Origin of the sequence: Shewanella abyssi, assembly GCF_023284025.1 — a bacterium.
Taxonomy (GTDB): Bacteria; Pseudomonadota; Gammaproteobacteria; order Enterobacterales; family Shewanellaceae; genus Shewanella; species Shewanella abyssi.
This window is the reverse complement of sequence record NZ_JAKIKR010000080.1, coordinates 1-14303: the sequence shown is the minus strand read 5'-3', so window position 1 is coordinate 14303 and position 14303 is coordinate 1. Positions and strand designations below refer to the sequence as shown.

The following is a 14303-nucleotide window of genomic DNA, read 5'->3' as shown; positions in this document are numbered from 1 at the left end:
GTCCAATCCGCATGAGAACGTTTAGCCATATTAACTCCTGATGTAATAGTCAGTTGTTAAGATAGAACTTCAAAGCGGTAAGCTGAAGATGTACTTGGCCGGACGGTTACCTAGTACCTGCTATTCCTAGCACCTGCTTTTCCTAGCACCTGCTTTTCCTAGCACCTGCTTTTCCTAGCACCTGCCATTCCTAGCACCTGCCATTCCTAGCACCTGCCATTCCTAGTACCTGCTATTCCTAGCACCTGCTCTGCCTATAACCTGCCTTTCTTTAAAACGCTTGGCAGAAAACGGTAAAGCTGGCGATGATAGCGACAAACCAAGACAGGCTTCTCAAGCTGCCCATATTTTTTAGATATAGCACTTGGTAAGCCACCCGAGCGGCTACATGCACAATGGCGGCAGTCTCAGCGACCATGTTCACCTTACCCGTCGCGAGTACCACCAATACAGCAAGGCCGAAAATAAGCAATGACTCAAAGGCATTTTGGTGTCCCGCAACCGCTCTTGCACCAAAACCTGTTAGCCTTGATTGCTGCTCACGGGGGTGACTATTGTCATAGCCACCCAGTTTCGCCATCGCGACCGCCACAGGCCCCTTAGCGACATAAGGCAGTAACATCGCAATCAGCAAACAGGTAAGTAAAGTGGTCATATTCAGATCCTTTTTAAATTTATTGTTCTAGTTCTAGTTCTATCTTTCTAGTTTGAGCAGCACCTTAACATGACCGACAACATTAAACACTGCAGAGCTGGAGCCTGTACCAAGCCATAAACACTAGAATATAAGGAATCACTAAAGCTATTAATTTAATTGACTTTTATACACGAAAATTAATAGTATGTCACCATTATGCCTTACTGAGTCCAGCGCAAAGCATGTAAGCAGTATTATGGCGACGGAAGCCGTTTTTTACGGATAATCAATTATAAAGGACTATAGATGCAGCACTGTTCTAGCCCACTTTTTATCAATGATAGTTTTTGCCCTGATTGCGGCGATAAAATTGACAACACGCTATCCATAAAGTCTCTTGAGCAACACTACCCAGATATTATTGAAGCCCTGTTAAGCCACTGCCCTGATGCGAATATTTATACTGGTTGGGTTGAAAAGACTCACCATTACAAACGCGTATACCGCAGTGGCGGTAACAATAGCGAAACCCTGTATTACTCATACTGGTTTCTTACGCTTAATAATGAGAAAGATGAGCCTTTCACTATCAGCATCAGTTCAGAGGACAGCTCTTTCGATAGCGTAACCAAAGGCGATGTCATGACCTTTCTGCAGCCGACGAGCTATAACCTAAACTACAAGCTCGCCGATGCCAACGACAAGCACATAGTGACCCACACCGAAGCCGCTACCGCAGTTGTTTTTCATCGTAATTCAGGCCAAGAGTCAATTCTAAACCCAGTTTATCAGCCTGAAGCGTTTTCAAAGTTCGGCACCTTTGGCAGTACGCTTTTCTTCTCAGCCATCGCCGCGATATCAGGGCTGTTTTTCGATCTTTATAACCTTGAAGCCGCTGCTGTTATTACCGCGCTACTCACCCTATTCGGTTCAATCTATAGAATTAGTAGCAAAACCAAGACATTTGCAGCTGAAACCGCAAGACTTGATGAAATCAAACGCACCGTCAAGCAGATCCTTGGCGTGTCAAACTCGGATATGGGCTATGATCGCCGTGGGCGACAAGCCAAAAATGACGACGTGTACTGCATTTGCTGCGAACAGCTAATCAATAGTCACTATCATTATTGTCATTGCTGTGGTCAATCTCAGCTAAATGAAGCACCCGCTATATTCATTGAACCAACGCCAAAGCTGGTATCCACTAGCGGTATCGACAATGAAACTGCAAGCGCTGACTCTGCAGCGATGACGGCAACCACCACTAGTACAGGGCTAAGCAGCGAGCAGTCCCATGCTATGACGGCGACAAGTGATAATGTCACTCCGATCACCAGTGCTCGACGTATGACTCGCCGCGACAAGATATTACAAGTTTGTGCACCATTTTCTACGGTCGACAATATAGAGCATCAACACAAGCACCTCTTCGCCAAGAATTATCAATGCACGTTATCGACCTCGTCGAGTATTGTACGCGTCACCGATAAAGAGGTCGGCACCAGCGTCAGCGATGATACAAATGTCACCACCAGAACAACCCGTACTGATTACAGAAATGGTTACGGTAGTGTCCGCTCCGAATATAGAACAGAGACCTCTAGCCATAGACAAAGAAACTCCAACCTCTACGGTGAACTCACTGTTGAAACGCCCGAGGGCGAAGTGCAAAGCTTTAAGGCAGCTCGGTCGCTGCTAGGCTCTGCCGACATAGGTGATTGGATCTTGCTAGGCAGCAGCAAAGTTGAAGGGGCTGCTTGCCGAACTGATTATGACGAGTTCTATTATAATATCAGTAAAGATAACCTGATTGAGCCAGAGTCGATGACCCGCTGGGGACGCATATCGGGCAAAAGCCAAACTATTGTCATATTACTGTTTGCGCTAGCCATTGGCAGTACGATTTACTTCCACGATATGATGAACCTGCTCGCCCCACTGCTGCCTAATGCCGTATGGAATGTGGTGTTTGGCTTAACCAACTCGCTCACCTTGCCGATTAGCTATACACCTATGGTGCTATTTAGCCTGTTTTTTGTAGCTGTATTAGTTATCGCCAGAATGAGCCGCAACCACACCAAGAGAAAGCTGCACTTAGCACTAAAGCCACTACATGAAACACTTGAAAAGTGTCAACAAACACGAGAGTCCTTCGATAAAATTTAACTTTTACCAAAAAAAATAGCGCCTAATAAGGCGCTATTTTTTTATGTGTCATTGAATTAGATTGCAAACGCTAGCAAAAACGCAATTAACCTGAAGTAACAATAATTCCAATACAGTTTGTCACTTTCTTTTGGGATCTGACACTCTTGCGCGCAAGATTAAAAGCTATACGCTAAACCTACCATGTAGTGATCATCGTTAAACTCGTGATAACTAGCTTCGAGCATCAGATCCAGTTGGGCTAGTAAAGGATAGTTATAACGCAGCGCGATATCATAAGCAGTGTCAGCAACTTCACCATTATCATCAAACTCATAGGCTTCAGCATCGGTATACAGGCCTACGTGGGCTACCAGGCTGCTGTCGTTAAATAGCGCGAATGAGTAATTGAATTCGCTATACCAGGTTTCTAAATCCTGATCGTAGTTGGCCGCTAGATTCATCGCTTTATAATCAACAGATAAAGCATACTCCACAGTGTCGCCGCCATCGCCATAGGTGTACTTCATGGCATTGAAGCCAAAGCCAAGATCGTCAGTGGCCATCAGATAATAACCGGCGTAGTAGTCGATCTCATAATCCTTGACCACAGTATCCGCGTCCTCATAGCGATAGGTCTCAAATGAGGTTCCTAAATAAAAGCCACTATCGTGTTCGACCATTAGATCGGCTTGCAGCGATGGCTTATCATCACTAATTGTTTGCCCACGCCAGAGGTAGTTACTCAGCCCCATCATTACTCCTGATGTCGTAAATTGACTCTCTTCGGCTGCAACGGTCTGACTGGCACTCATCGCTATTGCCATAATGCACGATGATAATAGTAATTTTTTCATCATTAACCCTTATTTAAATGATATTTTATTTGCAATGTTTATTTCATATTAATTCCATCAGCATTTACCTTACAATTTTATAATTATATTTATCAAATTTAATTGTAAAAACGTAGAGACGATTACAACTTTATATTTATTTGTGGATGCGGTTTTTATTTTCACATTACAATAAAGGTACTTTTCATTTTTCGAGATATGGTTTTTATTACCAATGATTTACTTTAAAGTTAATCACCTACCTACTAACAGAGCAGCAAATCGATAACTAACAAAGACTTAAGCTGGGGCGTGCTTTTGCAGGATTTCGGAAAATGTATTTATTGGATTTATCAAAAAATGGTTTAAGTCTAACAAATAGATTTGAAATACATTATTAATAAGTTGTGTGACTTGGCAGTTCTTTATATCCACTTATGTTCTGTATTATTTACCCCAAGATCTATTTTGATTTTTCTTTCGATATCACTTTCTCGTTTCATTCATCCAACTTATTTTAAATAGGCTGAATAGTTACAATGAAGTGAGAACAATATACTAAGGGGTGTTTATGCACGAAGTTCATTGGGGGTTGTTAGTCGCAGCTTATCTATTTTTAGCTGGAGCTGGAGCGGGAGCACTTTTTATTAGTGGTTGCCTTGTGCTATCGAATAAAGTTCAAGTGCCGCATCACTTAAATACCGCAAAAATAAGTGCCATTGTGGGTACCTTGTTACTAATGCTTGGCACGGGAATGATCGTATTCGATCTAACCACATTCCAATACGGGATTGCTAATGTTGATGTCGTTAAGTTTTTCCGATTCTATCGCCTGTTTATGACCATTGAGCCAAGCTCAATGATGAGCATAGGTACCTGGCTACTCACTTTGGCGATTATTTTTTCCTCGCTATTTTGTTTGTCATTTAGAGCTAAAGCTGATCAGCCGGGCTATAGCCGACCGTTTGCTGCGATCAATGTGATTTTTGCTGTCTGCATCGCTTCATATACCGCATTACTAATCGGTGATATCAACCATAACTTGGTTTGGTCAAACAGTATTTTAGTGGTGATTTTTTTACTGTCGGCACTCTCTTGTGGCGCAGCTGTAGTGTTAATCATTAAAACCCGTCTGAAGATCGTCGATGTTAATCACACTTTCGCTAAATCAGATTCTGCGCTGTTAGCTCTCGAGGTTCTTACCGTCTGTGTGTTCGCCTATTCAATTTACAGCATAAGCATATTCAACGGGATGGACAATCTGCTTTCATTTTCAAGTACTGCTGGTGCTATTTGGTGGATTGGTGCCATTTTGATCGGATTAATCATGCCGTTACTGCTGAACTTTACATCAATCATTAGCAAGACCTCAGTGTCTCATAGCAAAGAATATTTGTTAGCTGTGTTGATATTAATGGGTGCATTTTGCTTGCGCTATTCGGTTCTACTCGCCGGTCAGTATTATTAGGAGTCTAGGATGTTAGATAGAAGAAGAGCCCTCCGCTTTTTAGCTGGCGGCGCAATTGCGACAACTAGTGTCATGTTCATGCCTGCGGGCAGTGCCATAGCCGCAGTCCGTCAACAAGGGAAAAAGCGTCTGGCCATGGTGATCGATCTTAGCCGATGCAATGGTTGTAAAGCGTGTGTTGTCTCCTGTGGCATGGAAAATGGCACCAAACCCGATGAACATCGCACCCAGGTTATCCAAACCAGTGCGGAAATTGGCGACAAACAGTTCGCATTCAATTTGCCCATCATGTGTAACAACTGTGAAGACCCCTCATGCGTGTCTGTGTGTCCGACGGGCGCGACATTCAAGCGTGAAGAAGACGGCATAGTCGTAGTCGATTCTACGCTTTGCATCGGGTGTAACTACTGCATTCAGGCCTGCCCATACGGTGGGGTTCGTTTCACTAACTCGACAACCGGTACCGTAGATAAGTGTAACTTCTGCATTCAACGTACTTCCAGAGGCTTGCTGCCTGCGTGTGTCGAAACCTGTACCGGTGGTGCACGTATCTTTGGTGATATTAACGATGTGAATAGTGAAATATCCAAGCTGCTCAGCCAGAGTAACCCTATGGTGCTACAGGCGAGCAAACAGACTTCACCTAATGTTTTTTATATTGGCTTGACGCAAGAAGAGAGCAACACCGCGTTCAGTATACATTCTCCTCAATTGTGGCAGAGGTAGCACCATGGATCGTAGAAAATTTTTAAAGGCAGGTTCAGCTGCCGCTGTAGTAACTGCTGGTACCGTCAGTACTCAGGTGTTGAGCTCAGGCCCCAGTAAAACCACTGATGCCGATATTAGCAGATATGCACCCACTTCATTAACGCCTGAGTATCGCTTCGACGCGGACAATAAGATGATTGAAAACCCGGATCAGCGCTTCGCGTTTTCCAAGTGTTATGGTTGTTTCAATGTCTGTGGTGCGCGATTAAGCATTGATAATAAGACCGACAAGGTGTTACGTGCCGTGGGTAACCCTTACACCTTGACCAATAATGCGGGTCAGCCAATGACCATGGAAACATCGCCTAAAGATGCAATGTTCCAGCTATCTGCGGCCAGTGGTCTGAGTCAGAGCAATCGGGCAACGCTGTGTGGTCGTGGTAACGCGGTTCCCGATGCGTTTGATGATAAACACCGCATTACCTCTTGTATGAAACGAGTCGGTAATCGTGGTGAAAACAAGTGGCAAACCATCTCCTATGAACAATTGCTGCAAGAGGTCGTTGCTGGCGGTGATCTCTTCGGTGAGGGTCATGTCGAAGGGTTAAAGGCGATTCACTCAAACCCGGCATTGGCTAATCCGGCTTACCCTGATTTTGGTCCGGTAAAAAACCAGTTGCTGGTTTCAACCTCATCAGAACAAGGTGCGCGGGCCGATTTTATGCACCGTTTCGTTGCTGAATCATGGGGAACACCCAATATCGGCACCAAGGATTCTTACTGTGGCCACCAACAGGTTGCGGGCTGTGCCTTAGGTTGCTTCGACGCTGTCGATGAGATGGCGCTACCTCAAGCCGATTATGAAGAGTCAAAGTTTGCTATCTTCATCGGCACTAACCCTGGCACCAGCGGCAATGGTTTGAATGTGGGTTCGCGTCGTTTATCTAAGGCGCGTAGTGATCGTGATGACTTTAAATATGTGGTCATCGATCCTATTCTGCGCTCATTAACCTCGGAAACCGATACCGCAAATGGTGAGTGGCTACCGATCAAATCCGGTGGTGACACCGCGTTAATGTTCGCTATGCTGCAGTACATCATTAATCATGATCGCTACCGCAGGCATTATCTGGAAGCGCCCAGTCAGGCAAGTGCCGATGCCGTCGGTGAGATGAATTACACCAATGCCACTTACCTAGTGGTAAAAGATAAAAAACACCCTCTTTATAACCAGTTCCTGACCGCAGAAGCTTGTGGATTAGGCAACGCAGACGTGAAGATGGTGATAGATAAGCAAAGCGGAAAACTGGTCACGGGTGATAGTGAGCAGGCGGCAGCATTATTCTATAACGACAGCGTCACCCTAGGCGATGGTTCACAAGTGCAGGTTGAAACGGCATTTTCGCTGCTCAAGCAACGCGTCAACAGCCATTCCATGCAAGAGCTTTCAAAGCGTTGTGAAATACCGGTGGCGAAGATAGAGGAGCTGGCCAAGGAGTTTACCTCCCATGGTCGCAGTGTCTCTATTGAAACCAATACCGGCTGTAATGCCACCGATGGCGGCCAGTTTGCCTTTGCGATGATCATGCTGGCGACGATGGTCGGCGCGCACAATGCTAAGGGTGGCATGATGCATATGGGCGGCGTGGGCTATGCCACCATGTATGATATCTATGACGGTCCTCTATACAACTTAATGGACTTTGAACACACAGAGGTGGTCGGATTTAATGCCGAGCGTTCCGGTGATTATGAACAAAGCCATGAATACCAGCAGAAAGTGGCGCAAGGGCTGGATCCATATCCGGCAAGTGAGCCATGGAACAACACCTTTGTGCAAGATAACAGTGGCGAGTTGCTGGTTGCTCATGCCAATAAAAACCCGTTCAACTTTAAGGCATGGATCACCTGGTCTACCAACCCAATTTACGGTTGTTCAGGCCTGCAAGATCAGGTTGAAGACTCCATCAAAGATCCTAAGCAGCTGGGCTTGATCATTGCGCTTGACCCTTATATCAACGAAACCAATGTGTTCGCAGATTATATTGTCCCGGATACGCTTCAATATGAGGCATGGGCAAGTTCACGTATGTGGGGCAGCGAATATATTGGTGATGTGGCTTGTGTTCCAGTTGTCGAAGCGCAAACCGCTAAAACTGCCAAGGGTGAGCACGTCAATATGGAGCAGTTCATCATCGACGTCAGTAAAGCCATCGGCTTAAAGGGGTTTGGCGATAACGCATTTACCGATGTTGCAGGTAGATCATACCCGCTAAATACACCAGCTGATTTCTATGTACCGCTGTTTGCAAACATCGCTCATACCGGCACGGTATTACCTACGCCAACGGCAGAAGACATTAAGTTCACCAGTGTCGATCGCGCCTTGCCGATGTTCGAGGCACGCTTAAAGCCGCAAGAGATAGGGCCAACCGCATTCATGCTGACTCGTGGTGGACGTTATGAGCGTGTCGATGAGCGCTATGAAGGTGAGTTTTTCAACGCAGCAATGCGTATGGATACTCAGTTCCAGATCTATAACGAATCATTAGCCAGAGTAAAAGACTCCTATAGCGGAGAGTACAATGATGGTCTGCCTGTCTATGATGTCGATAGATTCTGGGATGGTTCAGCGGTTAGAGATCACTGGAATGAGACAGACTATCCGTTTAACTTCTCCACTTTTAAGTTGCACCTACGTAGCCCATATTCAGTCTCTCTGCCTCGCATCACAGCATTAGGAGATACAAACTATATTCAGTTACATCAGGATGATGCAGCTAAATATAACCTGAAATCTGGCGATAAGGCACAAGTGCTTTCACCTAAGGGCAAGTATTTAGAAGGGATCGTTCAGGCGGATAAAACGGTTGCGCGTAATACTATTGTTATCGGCATGGGTTATGGCCATACCGCATTCGGTGCCAGTGCGGTTGAGGTGGATGGTATGGTTCGTCCTGGGATTAAAGAGCGTGGTACAGGTATTTGCCCCAATGCGTTTAACGTAGTCGACCCAACCCGTAAAGGCGCCAGTCTTTATCGTGATAGAACCTTCGGTTCAACGGCGAGACACGGTGTTCCGGTAGGGCTCAAGAAAGTATAAAAGACAGTGCGGATCAGAGTGTCCGTTTATAAGTGCTGGAGAGTGCTGGAGAGTGCTGGAGAGTGCTAGAAAGAGTGACTCGTTGGAGATTTAGCGGCTAGCAAGGTTATTGCCCTTCACGCCCGCTCTACAGCATATTCTAATAACCTCTATTTACCTGATTAAAGGATAAATAGAGGTTTTTTTATGTCGTCTAAATTATTGAGGCTTCATGGCTTGGTACCACTCATCGCTAATGGCGTTAAACAATTGCTGCTTGAGCCAGTGATGGGTCGCAGACTGATTAATTTCAGAGTAAATCAGATAATTACCGACTGTACGGCCCACATTGATGAGGCCAAGAAGTTGTTCGGTCAACTCCTGTGGCAGAGTGCAAGTTTGTATACCCGAAATCAAGTCATAGAACTCACGGGTAAATACGTTGCAGCTCATCGAAATCGACCCCGTATCGATAATATGACGACTTAGTGCGGCTATATTGTCTGTGGCCCCGGTTATATTAAGAGTCTTGCCCTGTTTTTTCGCCATCTGCGCCAGTAGTGGAGAGCAGAGATCGTTAAAATTATCCAGCGCAAAATAACCATATTGACATAGGTTATCGAGAGTCAGTGCATTATTAAAAACCGGATGTCCTGCCTTGGCGATTAGAAAAAGCTCTTCGGTGGGGGAGAGCATTTTGCTGATAATTTTGTGATCATTAAAGTTCTCATAGACCACGGCAAAATCTATTTCACCGTGTTCGATGGCTCGGACACAGTCACTGGACAGGGTTCTTATCTCGAAGGTTAAATTTGGCGCCTGGGGTAAAATTAACTCATTGACCACTTTATTGATCACATAGGTAAATTCGTTGAAGGCATAGATTTTAAAATGCCCCTTGGCTGTCAGCGGGTTAAACTGGGTATGATTGTGTTTGAGATCTTTATAACCACTTAAAAGCTGCTTAATGAAAGGTAAAACCTGAATCGCTTTCTCGGTCAGTACAAAACCTTGAGCTCGACGAATAAATAAAACATCCTGAAAGATGTCTCTTAGTATGCCTAAGTGCCGACTCACCGATGAAATGCTCATGCCTAATTCGTTAGCGACTAGCCCTGCATTGAGGTGGCGACTTACTGATTCAAAAACAATTAAAGAGCGATAGTCTAATTTTGCAACATCCATCTTCATCATCTCTTAAGTGTTAAAACATTATTATCAGTAGATACATAATAAGCTGCAAATATACTGTCCAGTTTCGCGGCATAGACAGCATTTTTGCCAACTATTAGGCCTTTTTGTAGCCCATTAGCAACGGCCAACCGATGCCACCAGCGTATAAATACCGACGCCATATTGTGCTGGTAGATCAGCCGATACAATATCCGCTTAAATAGCGTGAGCAAGTATGACGACTATGGCTAGCGCACTTTATCAAGTGCAGCGCATAACGCTTCAACACCGAGCAAGGCTCTCGGCGCAGCACGGTGCAGTAGGTCGGCATTGAGCTGATAAATATGTTGCTGTTTCACTGCGGGGATCTCAGGCCACTGGCTCCAATCAACACCCGAAATATTGCCCTCATCTTGGCTTTGTAAGATGACATCAGGCATTTTAAGCAATACCGTCTCTAAACTCACTTGTGGGTACTCACTAGCCCCATCAACAAAGACATTATCACCATGGCACACGGCAATAATTTGCTGGATCCAACTGTTTTGCGCCACTGTCATCAAGGGCGTTGACCAAAGCTGATAGAAAACGCTCACCTCGGTTTTAGCTGCATTGTCAGCGCGTAACTGTGTTAACGCTTGACGATAATCTGTTGCTACCTCAAGCGCCTGCGCTTGCTTACCCGTGAGTTCACCCAGTGCCTCTAATTCATCAGCAACCGCTTCGAGAGTTTTAGGATTACTATTAAACACCTTAAAACCTAGCGCTTTGATGCGGGTAATATCTTCCGCTTTATTACCGCCTTCCCACACCACAACCAAGTCAGGGTCTAGCTCAAGAATTCGCTCAATTTGAATACCATAATAACCACCAATACGAGGGATTTGCAGCGCAGCTTCAGGAAAATCAGCATGATCCGTGGTCGCCAAAATCGACTCCCCCGCCCCAATGGCATAAAGCATCTCAACCGCATGGGGCGATAAGGCAATAATACGTTTAGCAGGCTCAGCAGCGAAAGACGCCACAGAGATAAATAGGCTCAACGCAACTAATAATCTAAACAAGGTTTTCATAAAGTCCTTTTAAAAATGGATTAACGCTAAGACGGTAATGTCGATTGAGAGCCGGTAGAAATCCGATTAGAAGCCGGTTTGAAGCCGATTAAAGCTAAGACGATACAAGCAAAGACGGGAGAGCCGATAACGGCATACAAAGCATTCCCATCGGCGTTCTATCGTCTTGGCTTATCCCGGCTCTTAACCGTCTTGGCTTATTCCGACTTCTAACCAGCTCTTAACCGTCTTAGCTTATCCCGGCTCTCAATCGGCTCTTAACTGGCTCTTCAACTGTCGCTGCAAGCATAACCTGACATAGGTCGCTTCCAACTTTCAATAGCTTAGCTAAAAAATATAACCATATTCTGACATAAAATATAACCATAAGCTGACAAATTTGGATAAGCATTAGCAACCTACTAGATATAGTATGTACTTTTATTACGACAACAAATATATCTAGTGGCGCTGGTGTTAATTGCACAGACCGCTACTTCTAACTGACAGCTTCTACTGGTGAGTACGGCTCACCGTGCTGGTAAATTGACAATCTACAGGCAACAAAAAGCCCCAAAAAAATGGGGCTGATTAAGAGGGGGAATCACTAGCTATCTAAGTTTAATTTCGCAGATCAATACTCAGCCGATGGGTTTCTCTGTCAACGCTTAACTCGACACCTTACGATGCAGAGCCCATGACTCAGGGTCTTGGCTGCCTGCTAAGCATTACCAAGCAGAGGACTTTCACCTCCAATCTTCTACCGATTTATCTCGGCGCACTGGGTGACACCTATTTTCTATTTTCACCATTCATAGAATGGTTTTATTTCCCATACCCACTCTCCTGTAATTAAAAAGAAAAGTGCAAAGCAGAATGTTGCAAACAATATGATTTTTAGTGTCGTCTCTATTGCATAGCGACTCAATGCACCAGACTGGATTTTAACCCGTACTAACTTTAGTAATTCATCAATTAAGTTGAAGGCACTAAGACTACCAAAAATCAAAAACAAACCAGTGAATCTACTTATGCTTACACTTTCCATTAAAATAGTTGTTAGGCCCATCCATAAGCACAGTACTAATACTGAAAAATGAAATGCTGCATCGATTGAATTGTCTTCCTGAGTAACAGACTGCTTTTCTTTACTGCCAATAAGATAAAAAATGGACAATAACAGTTTAAAATAAAACCCTTGTGAAAATGCATTTTCATCATTCTTATAGTCAATTATAAAAGTATCACAAATAAAATATAGCACCACTAGAAGTAGAATATGTAGTAGCGCTTTACTGTTGTAGTAATTTTGAAATTTAGTCCACAAAAATCGTCCCATCCTTATTGACTCTTATTTTTGGTTTACCTACTGTCGGGCCAACTCTCATTCTTGGTATTAGGGTTTTAGCTCCTTGCATAACTGCAGCAGCAGAGCCATCAACACTTGTAGCTAAGGAAGCAGCTTCACCTATTATGCCAAAATAAGCTAGTTTTTCACTCCCCTTTAAAAAAGCCCATTTCGCAGCAGATGCTGCAATAATTTCTGAGCCGATAAAGACAAAAGTTCCATACTCTACTGCTTTATAGCCATTTTTAGCAACTTCAGTTTGAGATGTATAATAAGCTTTTCTCATATGGAACATCTGTAAATCAAGCCGTGACACATTGAATTGATGCCCGTCGGCCGCCGCTTTTTGACAAGATGACCCACAACTTACATTGGCGTTAGTTATATTACCGCTATCGTCTTTAGTTATACTTCCCCAACTTGCATCAACACTCCCTTCCGAGCTATAGCCTAAATCTTTACCAACAGATTGTATCCCTTCATGAGCCTGCTGTTTAATCTGATCTTGCAAAGATCCTTTATAGTTATCTTTACTGTTATTGTCGGATCCGCTTTTAGCAATACTGCCTTGCCCGCCAATTTTATCAACCTGCACATCAGCCTTCAGAGCTTGTTGTGACTTGTCTGCATTAACTATGGCTGTCTATGTAGTTCTATCCCAACTGCAAAATCCAATCACTTTCGGCAGGCATTCCGAACAAAGTCAGCATGAGATCCAAAGTAAACTGGCAGACTATTCCAAAGCGTTTCGGCAGGTGTAGAAACATAAAACTGCCAATCCAGACCTTACGGTGAATAGAGTGCGAAGTTTCTGTTTTAACTCAAAGGTGGCTTAAAAGCAGTCAAAAATAAAGCCCCTTACGGGGCTTTGGATTCTAATTTAACTTTTGATGTCTAGGAAGAACTGTAATAAATCACAGATTAAAGCTTAATGTTCTACTACATAATGCTTTTGTTCATTTCAGCAATTCTCCCACCAAAAGATATGCCAGCCAGCCCCAACAATATACATAAGATTGATATCATCACTATTGATGCGATTAGGTTACGCCTATGTTCGAGTACTGATTTCAATGTCCTAACTGGTACTTTCCCAACGTGAACTGAGTAGATCTTTCCGCTATCAGATTGGTCAAAATAGACTAATAAATCCACATTGTCATTAATTTTTTTACTAAGAAATTTGGTGACATTTGTGATATCTCCATTCCATTTTTCATAAGTCAAACTTAATGAACCAATAGAAATTATAAATTGATTATCGGTATATTCTATCTTATCAATTGGGCCATTGATCTCCTTCAGCATACTTTCATTAGGAGGAGATATTTTTAACACTAGAAAAAAGCAAATGGATACGCTAAGTGTGACTAAAAGTGCTCCGCATACTTGATAGAAATATTTAGTGATTAAAGTGTCCACTATTTGTTTATTTCCTTTTCCATTGATACAGCTATAGCTGTACCAACTACATCCGTTGCAATAGAAGGACCGGCTACAGCAGCAGGTATGCCAGCTGCAAGCCCTACAGCAGCCCCTTCTATACCTTTAGCTATCACTTTGCTCATATCCACACTTGGCACCTCCCCATTCGAAATATCTCCACGGCATTAACAACTTAGCCAGCCATTGATAATCAATAACATAACTAGCTTTCAAGCAGATATCAATACTCAACGTCTTTCAAATCATCAGATGAAATGCTTTCAATATTGCGGCTGCTAAATGTTGTGAAAAAGGAGTAAATTACGCGGGTTTAGTGAGTTTTAAGGCGTTGAATATTAACTCTGCGAAATAGCAAAGCTAAGTGGTCTTGAGGTGAGCTGTTGGAGTCTAGTCTACTTGCATATACTG

12 protein-coding genes are annotated in these 14303 nt (G+C 43.8%); 4 read left to right on the top strand and 8 right to left on the bottom strand.

The features are described 5' to 3' along the window. Positions 1-271 precede the first annotated feature (271 nt). The gene (locus tag L2755_RS20795; RefSeq protein WP_248982576.1) at positions 272-655 is read right to left on the bottom strand and encodes an MAPEG family protein; all 384 of its coding nucleotides are present in this window, start codon (positions 653-655) and stop codon (positions 272-274) included. A 288-nt stretch (positions 656-943) separates the two neighbouring features. Between L2755_RS20795 and L2755_RS20790 the strand changes: the two genes are divergently transcribed. Continuing rightward, entirely contained in the window at positions 944-2803 is a 1860-nt protein-coding gene (locus L2755_RS20790; protein WP_248982575.1) for a hypothetical protein, read from the top strand. A 158-nt stretch (positions 2804-2961) separates the two neighbouring features. Here L2755_RS20790 and L2755_RS20785 read toward each other — a convergent pair whose 3' ends face one another. Continuing rightward, on the bottom strand, positions 2962-3639 hold the full coding sequence (locus L2755_RS20785; protein ID WP_248982574.1) for a TorF family putative porin: 678 nt from the start codon (positions 3637-3639) through the stop codon (positions 2962-2964). Between the two features lie 550 nt (positions 3640-4189). Here L2755_RS20785 and nrfD point away from each other — a divergent pair. Genes nrfD through L2755_RS20770 form a run of 3 tightly spaced genes read left to right on the top strand, consistent with a single transcriptional unit; the run spans position 4190 to position 8897 of the window. Continuing rightward, positions 4190-5086: an NrfD/PsrC family molybdoenzyme membrane anchor subunit gene (gene nrfD, locus L2755_RS20780; protein WP_248982573.1), complete on the top strand. Its 897-nt coding sequence runs from the start codon at positions 4190-4192 to the stop codon at positions 5084-5086. Positions 5087-5095: 9 nt separating this feature from the next. Next, on the top strand, positions 5096-5812 hold the full coding sequence (dsrO, locus tag L2755_RS20775) for a sulfate reduction electron transfer complex DsrMKJOP subunit DsrO (protein WP_248982572.1): 717 nt from the start codon (positions 5096-5098) through the stop codon (positions 5810-5812). A 4-nt stretch (positions 5813-5816) separates the two neighbouring features. Beyond that, entirely contained in the window at positions 5817-8897 is a 3081-nt protein-coding gene (locus tag L2755_RS20770; RefSeq protein WP_248982571.1) for a molybdopterin-dependent oxidoreductase, read from the top strand. Positions 8898-9095: 198 nt separating this feature from the next. Here the strand turns inward: L2755_RS20770 and L2755_RS20765 are convergent, their stop codons facing one another. The 6 genes from L2755_RS20765 to L2755_RS20740 form a co-directional block, all read right to left on the bottom strand. Next, positions 9096-10061: a LysR family transcriptional regulator gene (locus tag L2755_RS20765; protein ID WP_248982570.1), complete on the bottom strand. Its 966-nt coding sequence runs from the start codon at positions 10059-10061 to the stop codon at positions 9096-9098. Positions 10062-10297: 236 nt separating this feature from the next. After that, entirely contained in the window at positions 10298-11122 is an 825-nt protein-coding gene (locus tag L2755_RS20760; protein WP_248982569.1) for a cobalamin-binding protein, read from the bottom strand. Between the two features lie 784 nt (positions 11123-11906). Continuing rightward, positions 11907-12428 (bottom strand): hypothetical protein, encoded by a 522-nt coding sequence (locus L2755_RS20755; RefSeq protein WP_248982568.1) that lies wholly within the window; start codon positions 12426-12428, stop codon positions 11907-11909. After that, a complete protein-coding gene (locus tag L2755_RS20750; RefSeq protein ID WP_248982567.1) occupies positions 12418-13044 on the bottom strand; it encodes a hypothetical protein in 627 nt (208 codons plus the stop codon). The genes L2755_RS20755 and L2755_RS20750 overlap by 11 nt, the downstream gene beginning before the upstream one ends. A 344-nt stretch (positions 13045-13388) precedes the next feature. Continuing rightward, complete coding sequence (locus L2755_RS20745; protein WP_044555892.1) at positions 13389-13871, bottom strand: hypothetical protein; 483 nt, start codon at positions 13869-13871, stop codon at positions 13389-13391. Continuing rightward, positions 13871-14023 (bottom strand): hypothetical protein, encoded by a 153-nt coding sequence (locus L2755_RS20740; protein WP_248982566.1) that lies wholly within the window; start codon positions 14021-14023, stop codon positions 13871-13873. Before L2755_RS20740 ends, L2755_RS20745 begins: the two co-directional genes overlap by 1 nt. Positions 14024-14303: the final 280 nt, after the last annotated feature.